General features: G+C 28.0%; 13 protein-coding genes. 2 read left to right on the top strand and 11 right to left on the bottom strand.

Annotated features, from left to right (window positions below):
- Positions 1-83: 83 nt before the first annotated feature.
- From sdaAA to hisA, 8 genes are all read right to left on the bottom strand, one after another.
- Positions 84-965 (bottom strand): L-serine ammonia-lyase, iron-sulfur-dependent, subunit alpha, encoded by an 882-nt coding sequence (gene sdaAA, locus A966_RS06205; RefSeq protein WP_008723672.1) that lies wholly within the window; start codon positions 963-965, stop codon positions 84-86.
- A gap of 25 nt (positions 966-990) precedes the next feature.
- Positions 991-1,665: an L-serine ammonia-lyase, iron-sulfur-dependent subunit beta gene (gene sdaAB, locus A966_RS06200; protein WP_008723670.1), complete on the bottom strand. Its 675-nt coding sequence runs from the start codon at positions 1,663-1,665 to the stop codon at positions 991-993.
- 155 nt (positions 1,666-1,820) lie between these two features.
- The gene (locus tag A966_RS06195) at positions 1,821-2,747 is read right to left on the bottom strand and encodes a hypothetical protein (RefSeq protein WP_008723665.1); all 927 of its coding nucleotides are present in this window, start codon (positions 2,745-2,747) and stop codon (positions 1,821-1,823) included.
- Positions 2,748-2,891: 144 nt separating this feature from the next.
- Positions 2,892-3,722, bottom strand: coding sequence for a tetratricopeptide repeat protein (locus A966_RS06190; protein WP_008723663.1), 831 nt, complete (start codon positions 3,720-3,722; stop codon positions 2,892-2,894).
- Between the two features lie 328 nt (positions 3,723-4,050).
- A complete protein-coding gene (map, locus tag A966_RS06185) occupies positions 4,051-4,845 on the bottom strand; it encodes a type I methionyl aminopeptidase (RefSeq protein ID WP_008723661.1) in 795 nt (264 codons plus the stop codon).
- A gap of 17 nt (positions 4,846-4,862) precedes the next feature.
- Entirely contained in the window at positions 4,863-5,348 is a 486-nt protein-coding gene (locus A966_RS06180) for a bactofilin family protein (protein WP_008723659.1), read from the bottom strand.
- A gap of 87 nt (positions 5,349-5,435) precedes the next feature.
- On the bottom strand, positions 5,436-6,395 hold the full coding sequence (locus A966_RS06175) for an FkbM family methyltransferase (RefSeq protein WP_008723657.1): 960 nt from the start codon (positions 6,393-6,395) through the stop codon (positions 5,436-5,438).
- An 82-nt stretch (positions 6,396-6,477) separates the two neighbouring features.
- Complete coding sequence (gene hisA, locus A966_RS06170) at positions 6,478-7,194, bottom strand: 1-(5-phosphoribosyl)-5-[(5-phosphoribosylamino)methylideneamino]imidazole-4-carboxamide isomerase (RefSeq protein WP_008723655.1); 717 nt, start codon at positions 7,192-7,194, stop codon at positions 6,478-6,480.
- A 425-nt stretch (positions 7,195-7,619) separates the two neighbouring features.
- Here hisA and A966_RS06165 point away from each other — a divergent pair, with 425 nt between their 5' ends.
- Entirely contained in the window at positions 7,620-8,624 is a 1,005-nt protein-coding gene (locus A966_RS06165; protein WP_008723652.1) for an AAA family ATPase, read from the top strand.
- 661 nt (positions 8,625-9,285) lie between these two features.
- Here A966_RS06165 and leuS read toward each other — a convergent pair.
- The 3 genes from leuS to A966_RS06150 form a co-directional block, all read right to left on the bottom strand.
- The gene (leuS, locus tag A966_RS06160; RefSeq protein WP_008723650.1) at positions 9,286-11,847 is read right to left on the bottom strand and encodes a leucine--tRNA ligase; all 2,562 of its coding nucleotides are present in this window, start codon (positions 11,845-11,847) and stop codon (positions 9,286-9,288) included.
- A gap of 462 nt (positions 11,848-12,309) precedes the next feature.
- Positions 12,310-12,516, bottom strand: coding sequence for a type II toxin-antitoxin system HicA family toxin (locus A966_RS06155; RefSeq protein ID WP_008723648.1), 207 nt, complete (start codon positions 12,514-12,516; stop codon positions 12,310-12,312).
- Positions 12,513-12,713, bottom strand: coding sequence for a type II toxin-antitoxin system HicB family antitoxin (locus A966_RS06150; protein ID WP_008727892.1), 201 nt, complete (start codon positions 12,711-12,713; stop codon positions 12,513-12,515). The genes A966_RS06155 and A966_RS06150 overlap by 4 nt, the downstream gene beginning before the upstream one ends.
- A gap of 708 nt (positions 12,714-13,421) precedes the next feature.
- Between A966_RS06150 and A966_RS06145 the strand changes: the two genes are divergently transcribed.
- Complete coding sequence (locus tag A966_RS06145) at positions 13,422-14,672, top strand: NAD(P)-dependent alcohol dehydrogenase (protein ID WP_008723645.1); 1,251 nt, start codon at positions 13,422-13,424, stop codon at positions 14,670-14,672.
- Positions 14,673-14,709: the final 37 nt, after the last annotated feature.

Below are 14,709 nucleotides of genomic sequence, written 5' to 3'. Positions count from 1 at the left end.
TTGCAATAAATAAAAGATTTCTGATAAAAAAAATTACCAGAGATCTTTTATTTATACATATAAAATAATATAATAAACCATTATTATTTATTTAATTTGCCCAATAGTTTTTCTGATATAGCACGACCTGTAGGAGTGTTTGCAAGTCCTCCTAAAGAAGTTTCTTTAAATCTTTCATCCATACCATCGCCCACTTCTTTCATAGCAGATACAACTTCATCAGCCGGTATAACACTTTTAAAACCAGCACAAGCCATTTCAGCCGAAACAATAGCATGAACAGCCGACATAACATTTTTACCCATACAAGGCACCTCAACGAATCCCGCAATAGGATCGCATATAAGTCCGAGCATAGCCGATATAGTAAGAGCAAAAGCATCAGCACATTGCTGAGGCGTCCCCCCCATAATCTCAGCACAAGCACTAGCCGCCATACCAGCAGCCGAACCGCATTCAGCCATACATCCGCCTTCAGCACCCGCAAATGTTGCTATCTGTGCTATGATATCAGCAAATCCTGCCGCAGTAAACATTGATTTTACTATATCTTCTTTTTTATATCCTCTGCTCTCACATACAGTAAGTACAGCAGGCATTACTCCGCAGCTTCCGGCAGTAGGAGCTGCTATTATTTTACCCATACATGCATTATAACCACTTACAGACATCGCAGCAGTTACTACCTCGCCAACTATTTCTCCCAATATGCTTTTTTTGTTTTTATAAAATTTATCTACTATTTCTACACATTCATTTTGCAAACCTGTTACAAAATTAAATTTATCCTTTTTTCCATTTTCAACAGCTTCTTTCATTATATCATAATAAGAAGTCATCTTATCAATAACTGATTGTCTGTCAGTTTTTTCTGATTTTGCCTCTATATCTATTACTATATCACTTATTTTTACTTTCTTTTCTGCAGCTAAAGCCACCAATGATTCTATAGATTTTATGTCCATAATATTTTTTATACTCCATAAATATTTAATACAACTTATCTAAAAATACAAAGTCTCTTATATTTTCTATATTTCTTATTTTTTCCTCTATCTCTTTTGATATAACATCAGTCATACCAATAACAATAATAGCATATCCTCTATTAACACCTTCAAATTGAGGAGTTACATTCATATTCTCAATATTTATTCCATTTTCAAATATAATAGAAGTAACTTTAGCTATAATACCCGGAATATCTTTATTAACTATAGCAATAGTTGGAAAATCGCCTTTATAATGTACCTCTATACCATTAACTTTATCCAAAACTATTAAACCTCCGCCTATAGAAGAAGCTAATATATTAATTTCATTAGTGTCCCCTTTAGCTTCAATATATACTGTATTAGGGTGAAAAGCCTCTCTCAATTTGGTAGGAATAAACTCATATTTAAGATTAGCCTTTTCAGCAAGACTATAACTGTCTCTAAGATTAGGATCATCAGTTTCAAATCCCAAAAGTCCTGCTAAAATGGCTTTGTCCGTTCCATGACCTTTCCAAGTTAAAGCAAAAGAACCATGCAAATATATTTTTGCCTCCTTCACATCTTCACCTAAAATCTTTTTAGCAAGTTTCCCAATACGGCAAGCACCAGCTGTATGAGAACTTGAAGGACCTATCATAACAGGACCTATTATATCGAATAATCCAGCCATATATAATTACCTCCATTTCATAATTATAATTTAACATAATAAATATTTTTTTAATATAGTCTTTTATCATTTTTTATCATAATGAAGAAAAAAAATCATAAATATTTCTAAAAAATATATTTAATTTATAGATAATTACTATTAATAGGAATATTTTAAAATAATAAACTTATTTCAAGCCCAACTTTAGTTTCATATCCGAAATAACTAGATGCTCCTCTAGGCTTTCCATAACCAACTTTTAAAGACACAGCATATCTATAAAACTCAACCCCTATACCGAAATTAACAGCAGCATGCCAAGGATCTTTTATAAGTCCAAGCCTATCTTTTTTATCTAAAATGGCTGCAATATTTATTCCTGTTATTAAACTAATTTGATCTTTATATAAAGGAAACCTATAATCTAATCCTGTATGTATTCTGAATAACTGCGGACTATTTCCTATAGCATTATATGAAATTTCAGAACCTAAATAAATACTAAAATTTTTAATATAATAATAAACTGCGATAGAGCCGAATTCATAACTGCTTCCGCTTTTTATTTGAGTATCGCCTTTAAATCCGTCTACCAAATGTGTAGATTGATGATACATAGGTATGAATCTAATTTTCATGTTAATTCCGACAAGATTCTGAAGCCATAAATCAGCAAATACCATAAACTGCCCGGAAAAATCATAAACATCAAATAATCCGCTGCTTCTTCCAAGTATTGATATCTCCATAGCTCCGCCCATACCTACAGAAAAATATTTATTTCTATAAAACATTATCTCGCTAGCTAAACGCCCTTCAACATAAACTGATAAAGATTGAAAATCCCAATTAACATCAGGAGCGATAAGTGATAAATTCTTCTCTACATTAAAATTCTTAGCAAATAATATGCGTCCTATAAATGCCCTAGGATCCTGCCAGCCCATATAATATTTATCAACTTCATATATACGAAAAGGATTGCTGAAAGTATAATCATCTTCTAAAAAATTTAAATCATTATTAAATTGATCTTCCTGAGAATATAAATTTAATGCACTTAATAATATTAATAATACTAGAATTATTTTTGTTTTCATTTTACATCTCTTAATATTTATTTACTATTAAGTACAATATTCTAATATAATAATCACTTTTTCTCAATAGAAATATATAAAAAACATAAAAGCAATGATGAAAAAATACACCATTGCTTTTTATTTTTAATACATATTATAAAATTAATTTAATTTCTTAGGTATTCTTACATTCTTCAATGCCTCTAATCTTTGAACTATAGCCTTCTGAACATCAAAATTGCTAGGTTCAACATTATCAAAATCGTATTTAATAGCAAGCATTAAAGTTTCTTTTTCTCGTACATAATTACGCATTCTTCTATATATTAAAGACATTCTAAAGAGAGATAATTTTTGTCTGTATCCATTAATATAGGACTGTCTGTAATAATCTACAGCAGAAGTACCTCTATTTCTATTACCATAATGTTCGGCTAATTTGAAATATATTCTTCCTTTTTCATAATTATTATATGTATTTTCAGCCATAGTAATAATCTCTTTTTCTATATTGGCATAATTATTTTCATCTATTAATCTTTCATATATATATAAAAGACTGAAATATGCATCCAATTTATATGCCGGTATTGTAAGATTAGTAGCTAAATTTATAGCTTTTTTATATTCTTCTATAGCCAAGCGATAAGAAGCAGCACCACCTTGTTCTGCTGGGTTTCCCGCTTCTTTTTCATATATTAAACCTAGAAAATAATGGGCATCAGCATTATCAGGATAATACATCAAGGTTTTATTCATTATAAATAAAGCATAAGGAATATCATTATTATGTATTGCTCTTTTTGCCTCTCCTATATATACCCAAGCAGGCTCTAATTTACCTTTGAATAATGCTTCATAGGTATTAGTCTCAATTTCAATAGTTCTTGCAGTATCTGCTGTTCTGTTAGGGGTATTAAGCGATTGCCCCTGAGAATATACTGATAAACAAGTCAATATTAATATAATAAATATAAAAAATATATGTTTCATAATATAAATCAAAAATAAAGTTTTATTGTCTAAAGTATCGGTATAATAAATTTTTACATTATACTATTTTTTTATTTACTTGCAGATAGGATTATTCTAAGATAAATAACTATAAGCAAACATATTTTTAGCTATACGAATATCTTTAAGCTTAATGCATTACCATAATTTACAAATACTACATTTTCAACCATTATATTACTCTATCTGAAGAACATACTAATCTTACATTAATTATATAAACTATATTCTGCCTGATTTCTATATATTTAGAATAGCATAGTTTTATAATATTTTATCTATAACTTAAAATAATATAGTTTACCTATTATTTGCCAAGATATTTTTTTACTATCTCATCATCTTCTAAAGCAGTTAATATCTCAACACCATCTTCTTTGACAGCTACAGTATGTTCATAATGTGCTGACAATGATCCGTCTCTGGTAATTATAGTCCAATCATCATCTTCTATTAAAATAGCATGATGGCCCATATTAACCATAGGCTCTATTGCTATAACCATATTTGTTTTAAGTATTGGACCTGCTCCTTCTTTTCCTCTATTTGGTACAGCAGGTTCTTCATGCAAATTTGCTCCAACTCCATGACCTTGAAACTCTCTTACCAAAGAATAACCTGCATCTTCAGCAGTTTTTTGAATAGCATGAGAAACATCTCCCAAATGAACTCCGTCTTTTATTTTTTTTACACCATTATAAAATGACTCCATAGTAACTTCAATCAATCTTGAAGCATCTTCTGATACATTTCCCACTTTAAATGTAAATGCTCTGTCAGAATGATATCCTTTATAATATACACCTATATCAAGTCCTATAATATCCCCATCTTTTAAAATTTTCTTTTTACTTGGTATTCCATGTATTACTTCATTATTTATAGAAGAACATATAGAACCCGGAAAAGGAGGTCTGCCGTAACCTTTAAATGAAGGTTTGGCGTTATGCTTTCTTATATAATCATAAACAAATTTATCTATTTCTTTAGTAGAGATACCCGGCTGAACTATTTTTTCAACTTCTTTAAATACATTAGCCAATATATGTCCGCTTTCACGCATTAAATTAATTTCAGCTTGTGTTTTTATTTTTATAGCCATTTATGAATACACCTTAATTAAAAAATACTATTATTTGAATTATTATTATCTGTGTTATAAGAGTTATAAGTATTATTATCAGAAGTATTATTATTATTTTCTGATACCTCATCTTCAATTTTTATGCCTGTAAAAGATTCATGCACTACTTTTGTGATATCTTTTTTCTGTCCGCCTGTTATAGTCATTTCTCCCTGTATAACGGCACCTTCTCCTACATCTATTTTAGGAGCTTCTATATTTCCTAAAACTCTTCCTGTTTCTATCAATATAACTTCTTTTTGAGCATCTATATTGCCGATTAAAGTACCAGCTATTGTAATGCTTTCTGTTATAATAGTGCTTGTCTTTACCTTACCATTAGGACCTATAATTAAATGTCCGTCTATCTTCAATTCACCTTCAAATTTTCCATCTATTTGAAAAGAACCTTTTACGATAAAAGTACCTTTAAAAGATGAACCATCTCCTATAACGCTGTTTACTATATCTTTTCTTGCCATAAATTTTAATCTCCTAAAGTTGCATTTTATAAGTATCATTATAAAAAGTCAATATTATATATAGCATATAACAATTATAACATAATTTTATTTTTTAGGTATACAAAAAAGTATTGTCTCTCCTCCCCAAGGAGAAAATGTTCTTATATAATATTCGTAATTTTCTGTTATTTCTTTTATAAACACAGGAATTTTATAAAAATCCTCCATAAAAAGCTCGCCGCCATGATATATAGCTATAGCAAGAGAAGGACAAAATTTTTTTATTGTATTTAAAGCACCTTCTAGTATATGCATCTCAGCTCCTTCAACATCCATTTTAAGATAATCTATTTTACTTATATTATTACTCTCAACAAACTCATCTACAGTAACAGCATTCATCTTAACTGTAGGTGTGTTAGGCGTCATAGATACAAAATCCACGCTTTCATTCTTATTAGAAAAAAGAATATTTTCCAAAACAACATTATTTAATTTATATTTTTCTTTAATCAATTTTAATGTTTCAAAAGCATTTATATCCGGCTCAAAAGCATAAATCCTTGCATTATCATTACACTTTTTTGAAAAGAAATAAGCAGTATCTCCTTTCCAAGCACCTATATCGAATATAACACTATCGCCGCCTACTTCAAATATATTTTTTACATTATATTGCTCAAGTCCGAATATGTAAAAAAGTAAAAAATTTTCTATTTCGCTAGGATATTTATATTTCTCTAAAGAAAACAAAAATCTCTTTAATCCCCAAGAAAATATATTAATAGAACCATATTTCATACTTAATTTTATTTTCTCTTTTGAATTATTATAAGCATCTCTGTAAAACGAAAGTAAATATCTATACCTTACTATTTTTTCAAATAAATCTTTAGAATAAGATTCTGAAAGCATATTATAAAAAATATCAAAACTATTATTATTTTCTTCTTTCATTGCTCTGATAAAATTATCCTGGCTTTCTATTTTCTCTATTTCTTCTTTTATGAAATTTTTATTTACTATTTTTCTGCATTTTTCTAATATATTATTCATTTCTTTCATATTATTGCTAATATAAAAATTGTTCGCTGACAATGTCTAGCTAGACGCTCACAATTTTTATAATCCCCCAAAAGGCTAATAATTACATATCTGCTATTTCTATTATTCTTTTTAAATCCATTTTACCCTCATATATAGCTTTTCCAACTATAGCACCATTAATTTTCATATCTCTTAATTTTATAATTTCATCTTCAAAAGTAACACCTCCTGAAGCTATAATATTGCATGAAAGTTTTTCTCTCAGCTCCTTATATATCTCCAAATTAGTACCGGAAAGTTTTCCATCTTTTGATATATCAGTATAGATAATAGTATCTATTCCCATACTATCTAATTTGATACAAAACTCTACAGAGTCCAATTTTTTTATTTCTTTCCAGCCTTTAACTGCTATCATTCTATTTCTTGAATCTATAGAAACGGCTATATGTTCTTTATACTTATTAATCATATTCTCAGTAAAATCTATATTTTCAACAGCAGCGGTTCCTAAAATTGTTCTTTTTACTCCTATATCCAAATATTTTTTTATAGTTTCTTCATTTCTTATACCGCCGCCTACTTCTACAAATAAATTACAGTTCTTTATTATCTTTTCTATTGTTTTAAAATTAATAGTTTCTCCGTCGCTTGCTCCGTCTAGATCAACTACATGCAAATAACTGCTTCCGCTTTTTATAAAAAAATCCAAGACCTCCAAAGGATCCTTAAAATAAGTAGTTTTATTATCATAATCACCTTCTACAAGCCTTACAACTTCACCGTTTTTCAAATCTATTGCAGGTAGTATATACATATTAATCCCCTAAAAATATTTTTATCTATAATAGTGCTTATTAGACTTGTTTCAAAACTAAATTTATTAATATTTATAAATTTTTAATTTAATATTTTGATATTATAATTGGGGCTTTGCCCCAAACCCCACTTCTTTTGCCACCTAGGCACCTACTCGGTGGTGACCCAAAGAAGCAAAAGGACTGCATATTTATATACTAAAATAATAAGTTATAACATATATAAAACATTTAATTAAATAATAATTAATATTATCTAATTAGGCATCAAATTAATAAACTCATAAAATTGTTTGTCAAGTAGTTTTGAAACAAGTCTATTATAGCATATAATTAATAAATGTAAAAATTAATAAACTCTATTTTTTTCTCAAAACTCCGATATTTAATTCTATAGTAATTACAATTTGTTGGATTTTTATTTATGATTAAAAACTTATATATAGAAAATTTTAAATGTTTTAATAAAATTGAAATAAATGATTTTAAAAAAATAAATTTCTTAGTAGGAAAAAACAACTTAGGAAAAACTACTATACTTGAAACTTTAATGCTTATTTTATCAGAATCTCGTATAAACATAATAGAAAATATCAAAACTATAAGCAGAGCAAAAGAAAATAAAACCGAAATTAAAACATTATTTTATAATTTCAACTATAATAACAATATAAATTTTAATTATAATAAAGATAATAAAAGCTATAATATTAATATTAGTCCTATATTAAAAGACAATAAAATACCTAATGATAATAATATCGAATTAAATTATAACACTATTATTAACAATGATGATTCTAATGATAGTTCTATAGAAGAGAAAAAAATTACCATACCAAATCTTAATAATAATATATTTATGATGGGAAAAAAAGCTGAAAATATACTAAATAGAGAAGAAACTTATATACCAAGTACAATAGAATATCATATATTAACAGCATATTTAATAGAAATTTTAAAAGGCAAAAATGAAAAGCCTATAATAGAAATGCTTTCATTTTTTAATAATAATATAAAATCAATAAATGTACTTAATAATGATATTTATCTCAATATTGAAGGAATGAATGAATTACTAATATTAAATTTAATGGGGGAAGGATTAAAAAAATATTTATCTATAATACTTCCTATAGCAGCAAATAAGAATAATGTAATTTTGGCAGATGATATAGCAAGCTCATTAGATAGTGACACTGCTAAATATTTATTTAAAAGCATTTTAAATCTAAGTAGAAATAATGATATGCAAATGTTTTTCACAATCAATAATTATGATACATTAAGACTTTTATATAAAACATTAAATGACAGCGAAGAATTTAATGATATAAAAGATTCAATAAATATTATTAATATAACTAATACTGAAGAAGAAGGTTTTAGGTCTTATAATTATAATATTGATAATGAATTATTATAATTTACATCATAGATTTATTAAAAATAATAATCTTAATAACGCACGCAGAGTAACATTATAAACATAAATTAATTATGAATTCTAATTTTTACTATATATAAAAATTCCATTTACCGTGCGTTGAGCAAAATTCTTAATCTAATAAAAACTTGGGCGGATGCTAGAATTTCTGATTTAGCTATAAATATAGCAAAAATTATAATCTTAAAATAAAACAATAAAATATAAAGGGCGGGCATGAAATTAAAGTTTTAAAATTTAATTACACTTGCCCACCCTTTTTTGTTTATAAACATGATTTGTAATTTTTATGCTATTTTTCTTTTTAGCTTTTACTGTTATTATAACGCCCACCCTAGCTTTATTTAAATTTACAATCTCCTCACCGCACGCAGAATAATGTTATCATATATAGTTTGATTTATAATTTTAATTTAAACTATATATAAAATTTTGTTAACCGTGCGTTGAGTAAAATTCTTAATCTAATAAAAACTTGGGTGGGTGCTAGAATTTATGATTTATCTATAAAGATAACAAAAATTAAAATTTGAAAACAAAATAATAAAACATAAAGGGCGGGAATGTAATTAAAGCAAAATAAAAAAGAGTACAGACTTTTTCATCCATACTCTTTAATATATTTTTAGTAATTATATTTTTATTTTACTACTATGTTTACAAGTTTACCTTTAACATAAACTACTTTAATAATGTTTTTACCTTCTGTGAATGCTTTAACTTTTTCGCTTGCTAATGCCTGAGTTTTTGCATCATCTTCGCTTATATTAACATCAGCTTCTACTCTATCTCTTATCTTACCATTAACTTGGAATACAAGCTCGAATGTATCGTCTTTACAATACTCTTCATTATGTTCAACCCAGCTTTCTTCAAGTATCATCTTTCCAAAGTTTAATATCTGATAAAGCTCTTCTGTAATATGTGGAGCTATAGGATTAAGAAGTATTAAATATCCTCTTATAACCTCTTTAAACATAGCATAATCATCATTATTAGCTAACTTCATTACAGACATATCATTTAAAAGCTCCATTAAAGCAGCAATCGCAGTATTAAAATGGAATCTGTCTTTAATATCTATTGTAACTTTTTTTATAGTCTTATTATATTTTCTGAATAATTTTTGTCCTTCTTTTGACAAATTATTATAATCAAATGATTTATTATTTTTGAATGCTTCTTCATCTTTGTATTTTAAGAATAAGTTCCAAATTCTGTTTAAAAATCTTGCAGAACCTTTAACACCTTCATCAGACCATTCTTTATCTTTTTCAGGTGGAGCAACAAACATAACAAATATTCTAACAGCATCAGCACCGAAAAGCTCTATAATCTCAGCAGGATCAACTCCATTAGCTTTTGACTTGGACATTTTTTCCATTTTTACTATTATATCTTCTTTTTTAATGCCATCTTTTTCGTATGCTTTATTATTCATCTCTTCCTGAGTATAGAATTTTTTTAGCTCTCTTGATTCATAGCTGTTTGCTAAAACCATACCTTGAGTTAAAAGTTTATTAAAAGGCTCATCTCCTTTGATAAGTCCAATATCTCTCATAAACTTGTACCAGAATCTTGAATATAAAAGGTGCATACAAGCATGTTCAATACCACCTATATATTGATCAACTCCAAGCCAAGCATTAGCTATATTACTGTCAAAAGGCATTTTATCATTATGAGCATCAGTATATCTTGCATAATACCAAGAACTGCATGTAAATGTATCCATAGTGTCAGTTTCTCTTTTAGCTTTTCCTCCGCATTTAGGACAAGTTGTATTAACGAATGATTCAGATTTTTTAAGAGGATTATCTCCAACCGTAAACTCAATATCCATAGGAAGAGTTATAGGAAGTTCGCTTTCAGGCACAGGTACAATTCCGCATTTCTCACAATGTACAAAAGGAAGAGGATTGCCCCAATATCTTTGTCTTGATATAAGCCAATCTCTAAGTTTGTATTGTACTTTCTCGCTTCCAAAACCTTTTTCTGATGCATAACTTATAGCCTTTTTAATAGCCTCTCTTGTAGAAAGTCCATTTAAAATATCTGAGTTAACAACCACTCCGTCATCAGTATATGCTTCAGTCATGTTTTCAGCTTTCAAAGAATTATCAGCATTCTGTATAACTACTTTTACAGGGATATTATATTTTTTAGCAAATTCAAAGTCCCTTTGGTCATGAGCAGGAACCGCCATTACAGCACCGCTTCCATATTCAGCCAAAACAAAATTAGCAGCGTATAAAGGAGCTTTTTCTTTATTGAAAGGATTAATTACATACCTTCCAGTAAATACCCCTTCTTTCTCATAATCAGTTTTTTGATCTATTTTAGCAGATTTTTTTATAAACTCTTCTACTGCACTTTTTTGTTCGTCTGTACACATATCTAAAAGTCCGTCATAATTCCAAGCTATAGCCATATAAGTAACACCGTAAATAGTGTCTGGACGAGTTGTGAATATAGGAAAATCCTTTCCGTCATCTAAAGTAAAATTAACATAAGCACCAACACTTCTTCCTATCCAGTTTTTCTGCATAGCTATAACATTATCAGGCCAATATCCTTCAAGTAATTTTAAATCTGCATCTAATTGATCTGCATAATCGGTAACTTTTATATACCATTGTTCAAGTTTCTTTTTAGTAACCTCTCCGTCGCATCTCCAGCAAGTGCCTTCGGGAGTAACCTGTTCATTAGCAAGCACTGTATTACAATGATCGCACCAGTTAACATCTCCGCCTTTTCTGTATAAAAGTCCTTTTTCATACATTTTTAATATGAACCATTGTCCCCATTTATAGTAATCAGGCAAACAAGTAGTAACTTCTCTGTCCCAGTCATAAGAGTATCCTAGTAAATTTAACTGCTCTTTCATGTTAGCAATATTTTTTAAAGTCCATTCAGCAGGGTGAGTTTTATGTTCTATAGCAGCATTTTCTGCAGGCATACCGAAAGCGTCCCAGCCCATTGGATGCAATATATCATATCCTAAAAGCCTATAGTATCTAGCTATAGAGTCAGCTATAGTATAGTTAGAAACATGTCCCATATGCATTTTACCAGACGGATAGGGAAACATTTCAAGTACATAATATTTTTTGTCTGTTGGTTTAGATATTGTTTTGAAAGAATTATTATCTTTCCAGAATTTCTGCCATTTCTTTTCAATGGTAGTAAAATTATATTCCATGATTAACACTCCGTAGTTTGATACTATTTAGTTTTTATTAATTTAATAAAATTGTTTACATATTATTATGGCAAAAATTATATTGCAAAACTCTATATTTTTCAAGTGATAATATTATTTTAAATTTTATTACACACCCCGCCCTTTTGTTTATATAGCTTTATTTTTAAATTCTAACTTTGATTATATTTATAGCCAAACAAGAAATTATAGTACCCGCCCAAGCTATTATTAAGTTTAAAAACACGCTCTACGCACGGTTAATAAAATTTTATATATAATTAAAATTAGCATTCAAATACAATTTATATTTATAATACTACTCTGCGTGCGGTGTAGAAACTCAAAATCTTAATAAATCTATGGTGGGTGTTATAGTAACAGTAAAAACTAAAAAAATAATAGAACAATAATAACAAAGAAAGCCATAAAACAAAATGGGCTGGCTATAGTATAAAATTATTATAATTCATCTTCCGATATATTAGTAATCTTTAATAATTTTTTCAAAAGTCCTATCTTTAGATCATCATTTTTATGCACTGGTGCAGATATTCTTAAATCACTACCAGACTTTACATAAATATAATGACTTCCATTTATTCTAGCAAGAACCCAACCATGACTTTCTAGTAATTTACAAAATTTTTTACCGCTTATGGTTTTCATAATACTACATCAATAGTTTTTATAATATTATCTTTATTATATTCTTCAATATCAACTGAAAGACATCCTTCAATAGCTTCTTTAATATTGAATTCTAATTCTTCCATAGTATCAGCTTGAGTAAAACACCCTTTTATAGATGGAACTTCTGCCCAAAAACCATCTTCATCTTGATGCACAATAACTTTAAAAACCATAATAGATACCTCTGAAATAATTATATTTAATATCAATAAAAAAAACAATATATTAAAAAATATATTTATCTTCAATTTTCTTTATATTTTCTATAACAGCATTATTATTAGGATATAATTCCAAAACTTTTTTATAATATTTCAATCAAAATTTTTCTAATTTAGATTTAGTTTCATTCTTTTTAAAAAATTATTAAATATTAACATTTAAAGCTCAATTATAATGAATACTACTATTTTATAAATTATAGCATAAATAATTTTTTATATTTTAAAATTTTATTTACACACCCCGCCCTTTATTTTTTATAACTTTATTTTGAAATTATAATTTTTATTATATTTATGCCTCAATTAGAAACTAAAGTACCCACCCAAGCGATTATTAAATATAAAAACTCACTACACGCACGATTAATGAAATTTTATTTTTCATTAAAATTAGAATTCATAATTAATTTATATTTTTAGTTTTATACTGCGTGCGTTGTGAAGATTATAAATTTAAATAAATCTAGGGTGGGTGTTATAGTAACAGTAAAAACTAAAAAGAATAATGGAACAATAATAACAAATAAAGCCATAAAACAAAATGGGCGGGCATTTAGAATAAAATTTAATATATGAATAAATTAAAAAATTGCTTGACTCTGGAGTTTACTTCAATGATATAATATAATTATACAAATTTATGAAGGAGATGAAAAAATGAAAAAAGCTATATTAATAACTATACTCTCAATATTGTATGTGCTGTCATGCAATAATTCATCAAACGCTCAAACAAGTATAAATGCAGAAAATAATAATGCTTTACAAAATCAGAATAATTCTTCAAATGCAATGTATAATCAGGAACTAAAAAAAGCACCGATTAATATACAAACCAATGCAAATGGAAGGGTAAAATCGAGAGGATTTGCTGCGGTTTCTGCCAATATGGATTTTAAATATCATGAGTTTACAAGACATGCTATAGGAGATAATGATGTGCTAATAGAAATACTTTATGCTGGAATATGCCATAGTGATATACATGTTGTTGAAGGAAAATCCAGCAGTACTCCTTTAGTAGTAGGACATGAAATAGCTGGAAGAGTTATACAAGTAGGAAGTAAAGTAACTAAGTTTAAGGTTGGCGACTTTGCTGGCGTTGGCTGTATGGTAAACTCATGCGGACAATGCGAAAGCTGCTTGGATAATTTAGAACAGTATTGTTTAAATAGAGCAGTTTATACTTACGGTTCAAGAGATAGATTTCATGGCAATGAGATAACTCAAGGAGGATACTCTGACAATATAGTAGTATCTGAAAACTTCGCAATACTTATACCAGATAATGCTGAACTTGATAAAGTTGCCCCTCTTCTTTGTGCAGGTATTACTACTTATTCACCTATAAAAGCTATGAATGTAAAAAAGGGAGAAAAAATAGGCATTGCAGGATTCGGAGGACTTGGCTCTATGGCTGTAAAATATGCCGTAAAACTAGGTGCTGAAGTTACAGTTTTTGATATAACAGAAGATAAAAGAGAGGATGCTCTAAATATGGGAGCAGTAAAATATGTTAATGTAAATAATGCTGATGACTTAAAAAATGTTAATAATACTCTTAATTATATTATAAGCACAATACCAGCATACTATGATGTTAATATGTATATGCGTATGCTTAAAAGAGGAGGCACTATGTGTTTATTAGGGCTTCCTAGAACTTCAAAAATGCCTACTCTTACTGCTATGATAGGGCAACATGGCAGTAAAAAATTATTCGGCTCTTTAATAGGCGGAATAAAAGAAACTCAAGAAATGCTTAATTATTCTATAGAAAATAATATTTATCCTACTGTGGAAATAATAAAAGCAGATACTCAAACTATAAAAGAAGCATACAGAAAAGTTATAGACGGAAAAGTAAAATTCAGATATGTAATAGATATGAGTACTATAAATGAATAAAAATCTTAACAAAAATAAAGGCTGAAAATAAAAAATT

This window comes from Brachyspira hampsonii 30446, from assembly GCF_000316195.1.
GTDB lineage: Bacteria > Spirochaetota > Brachyspiria > Brachyspirales > Brachyspiraceae > Brachyspira > Brachyspira hampsonii_C.
The sequence above is the reverse complement of the archived record's forward strand: the minus strand, read 5'-3'. Positions and strand labels throughout refer to the sequence as shown.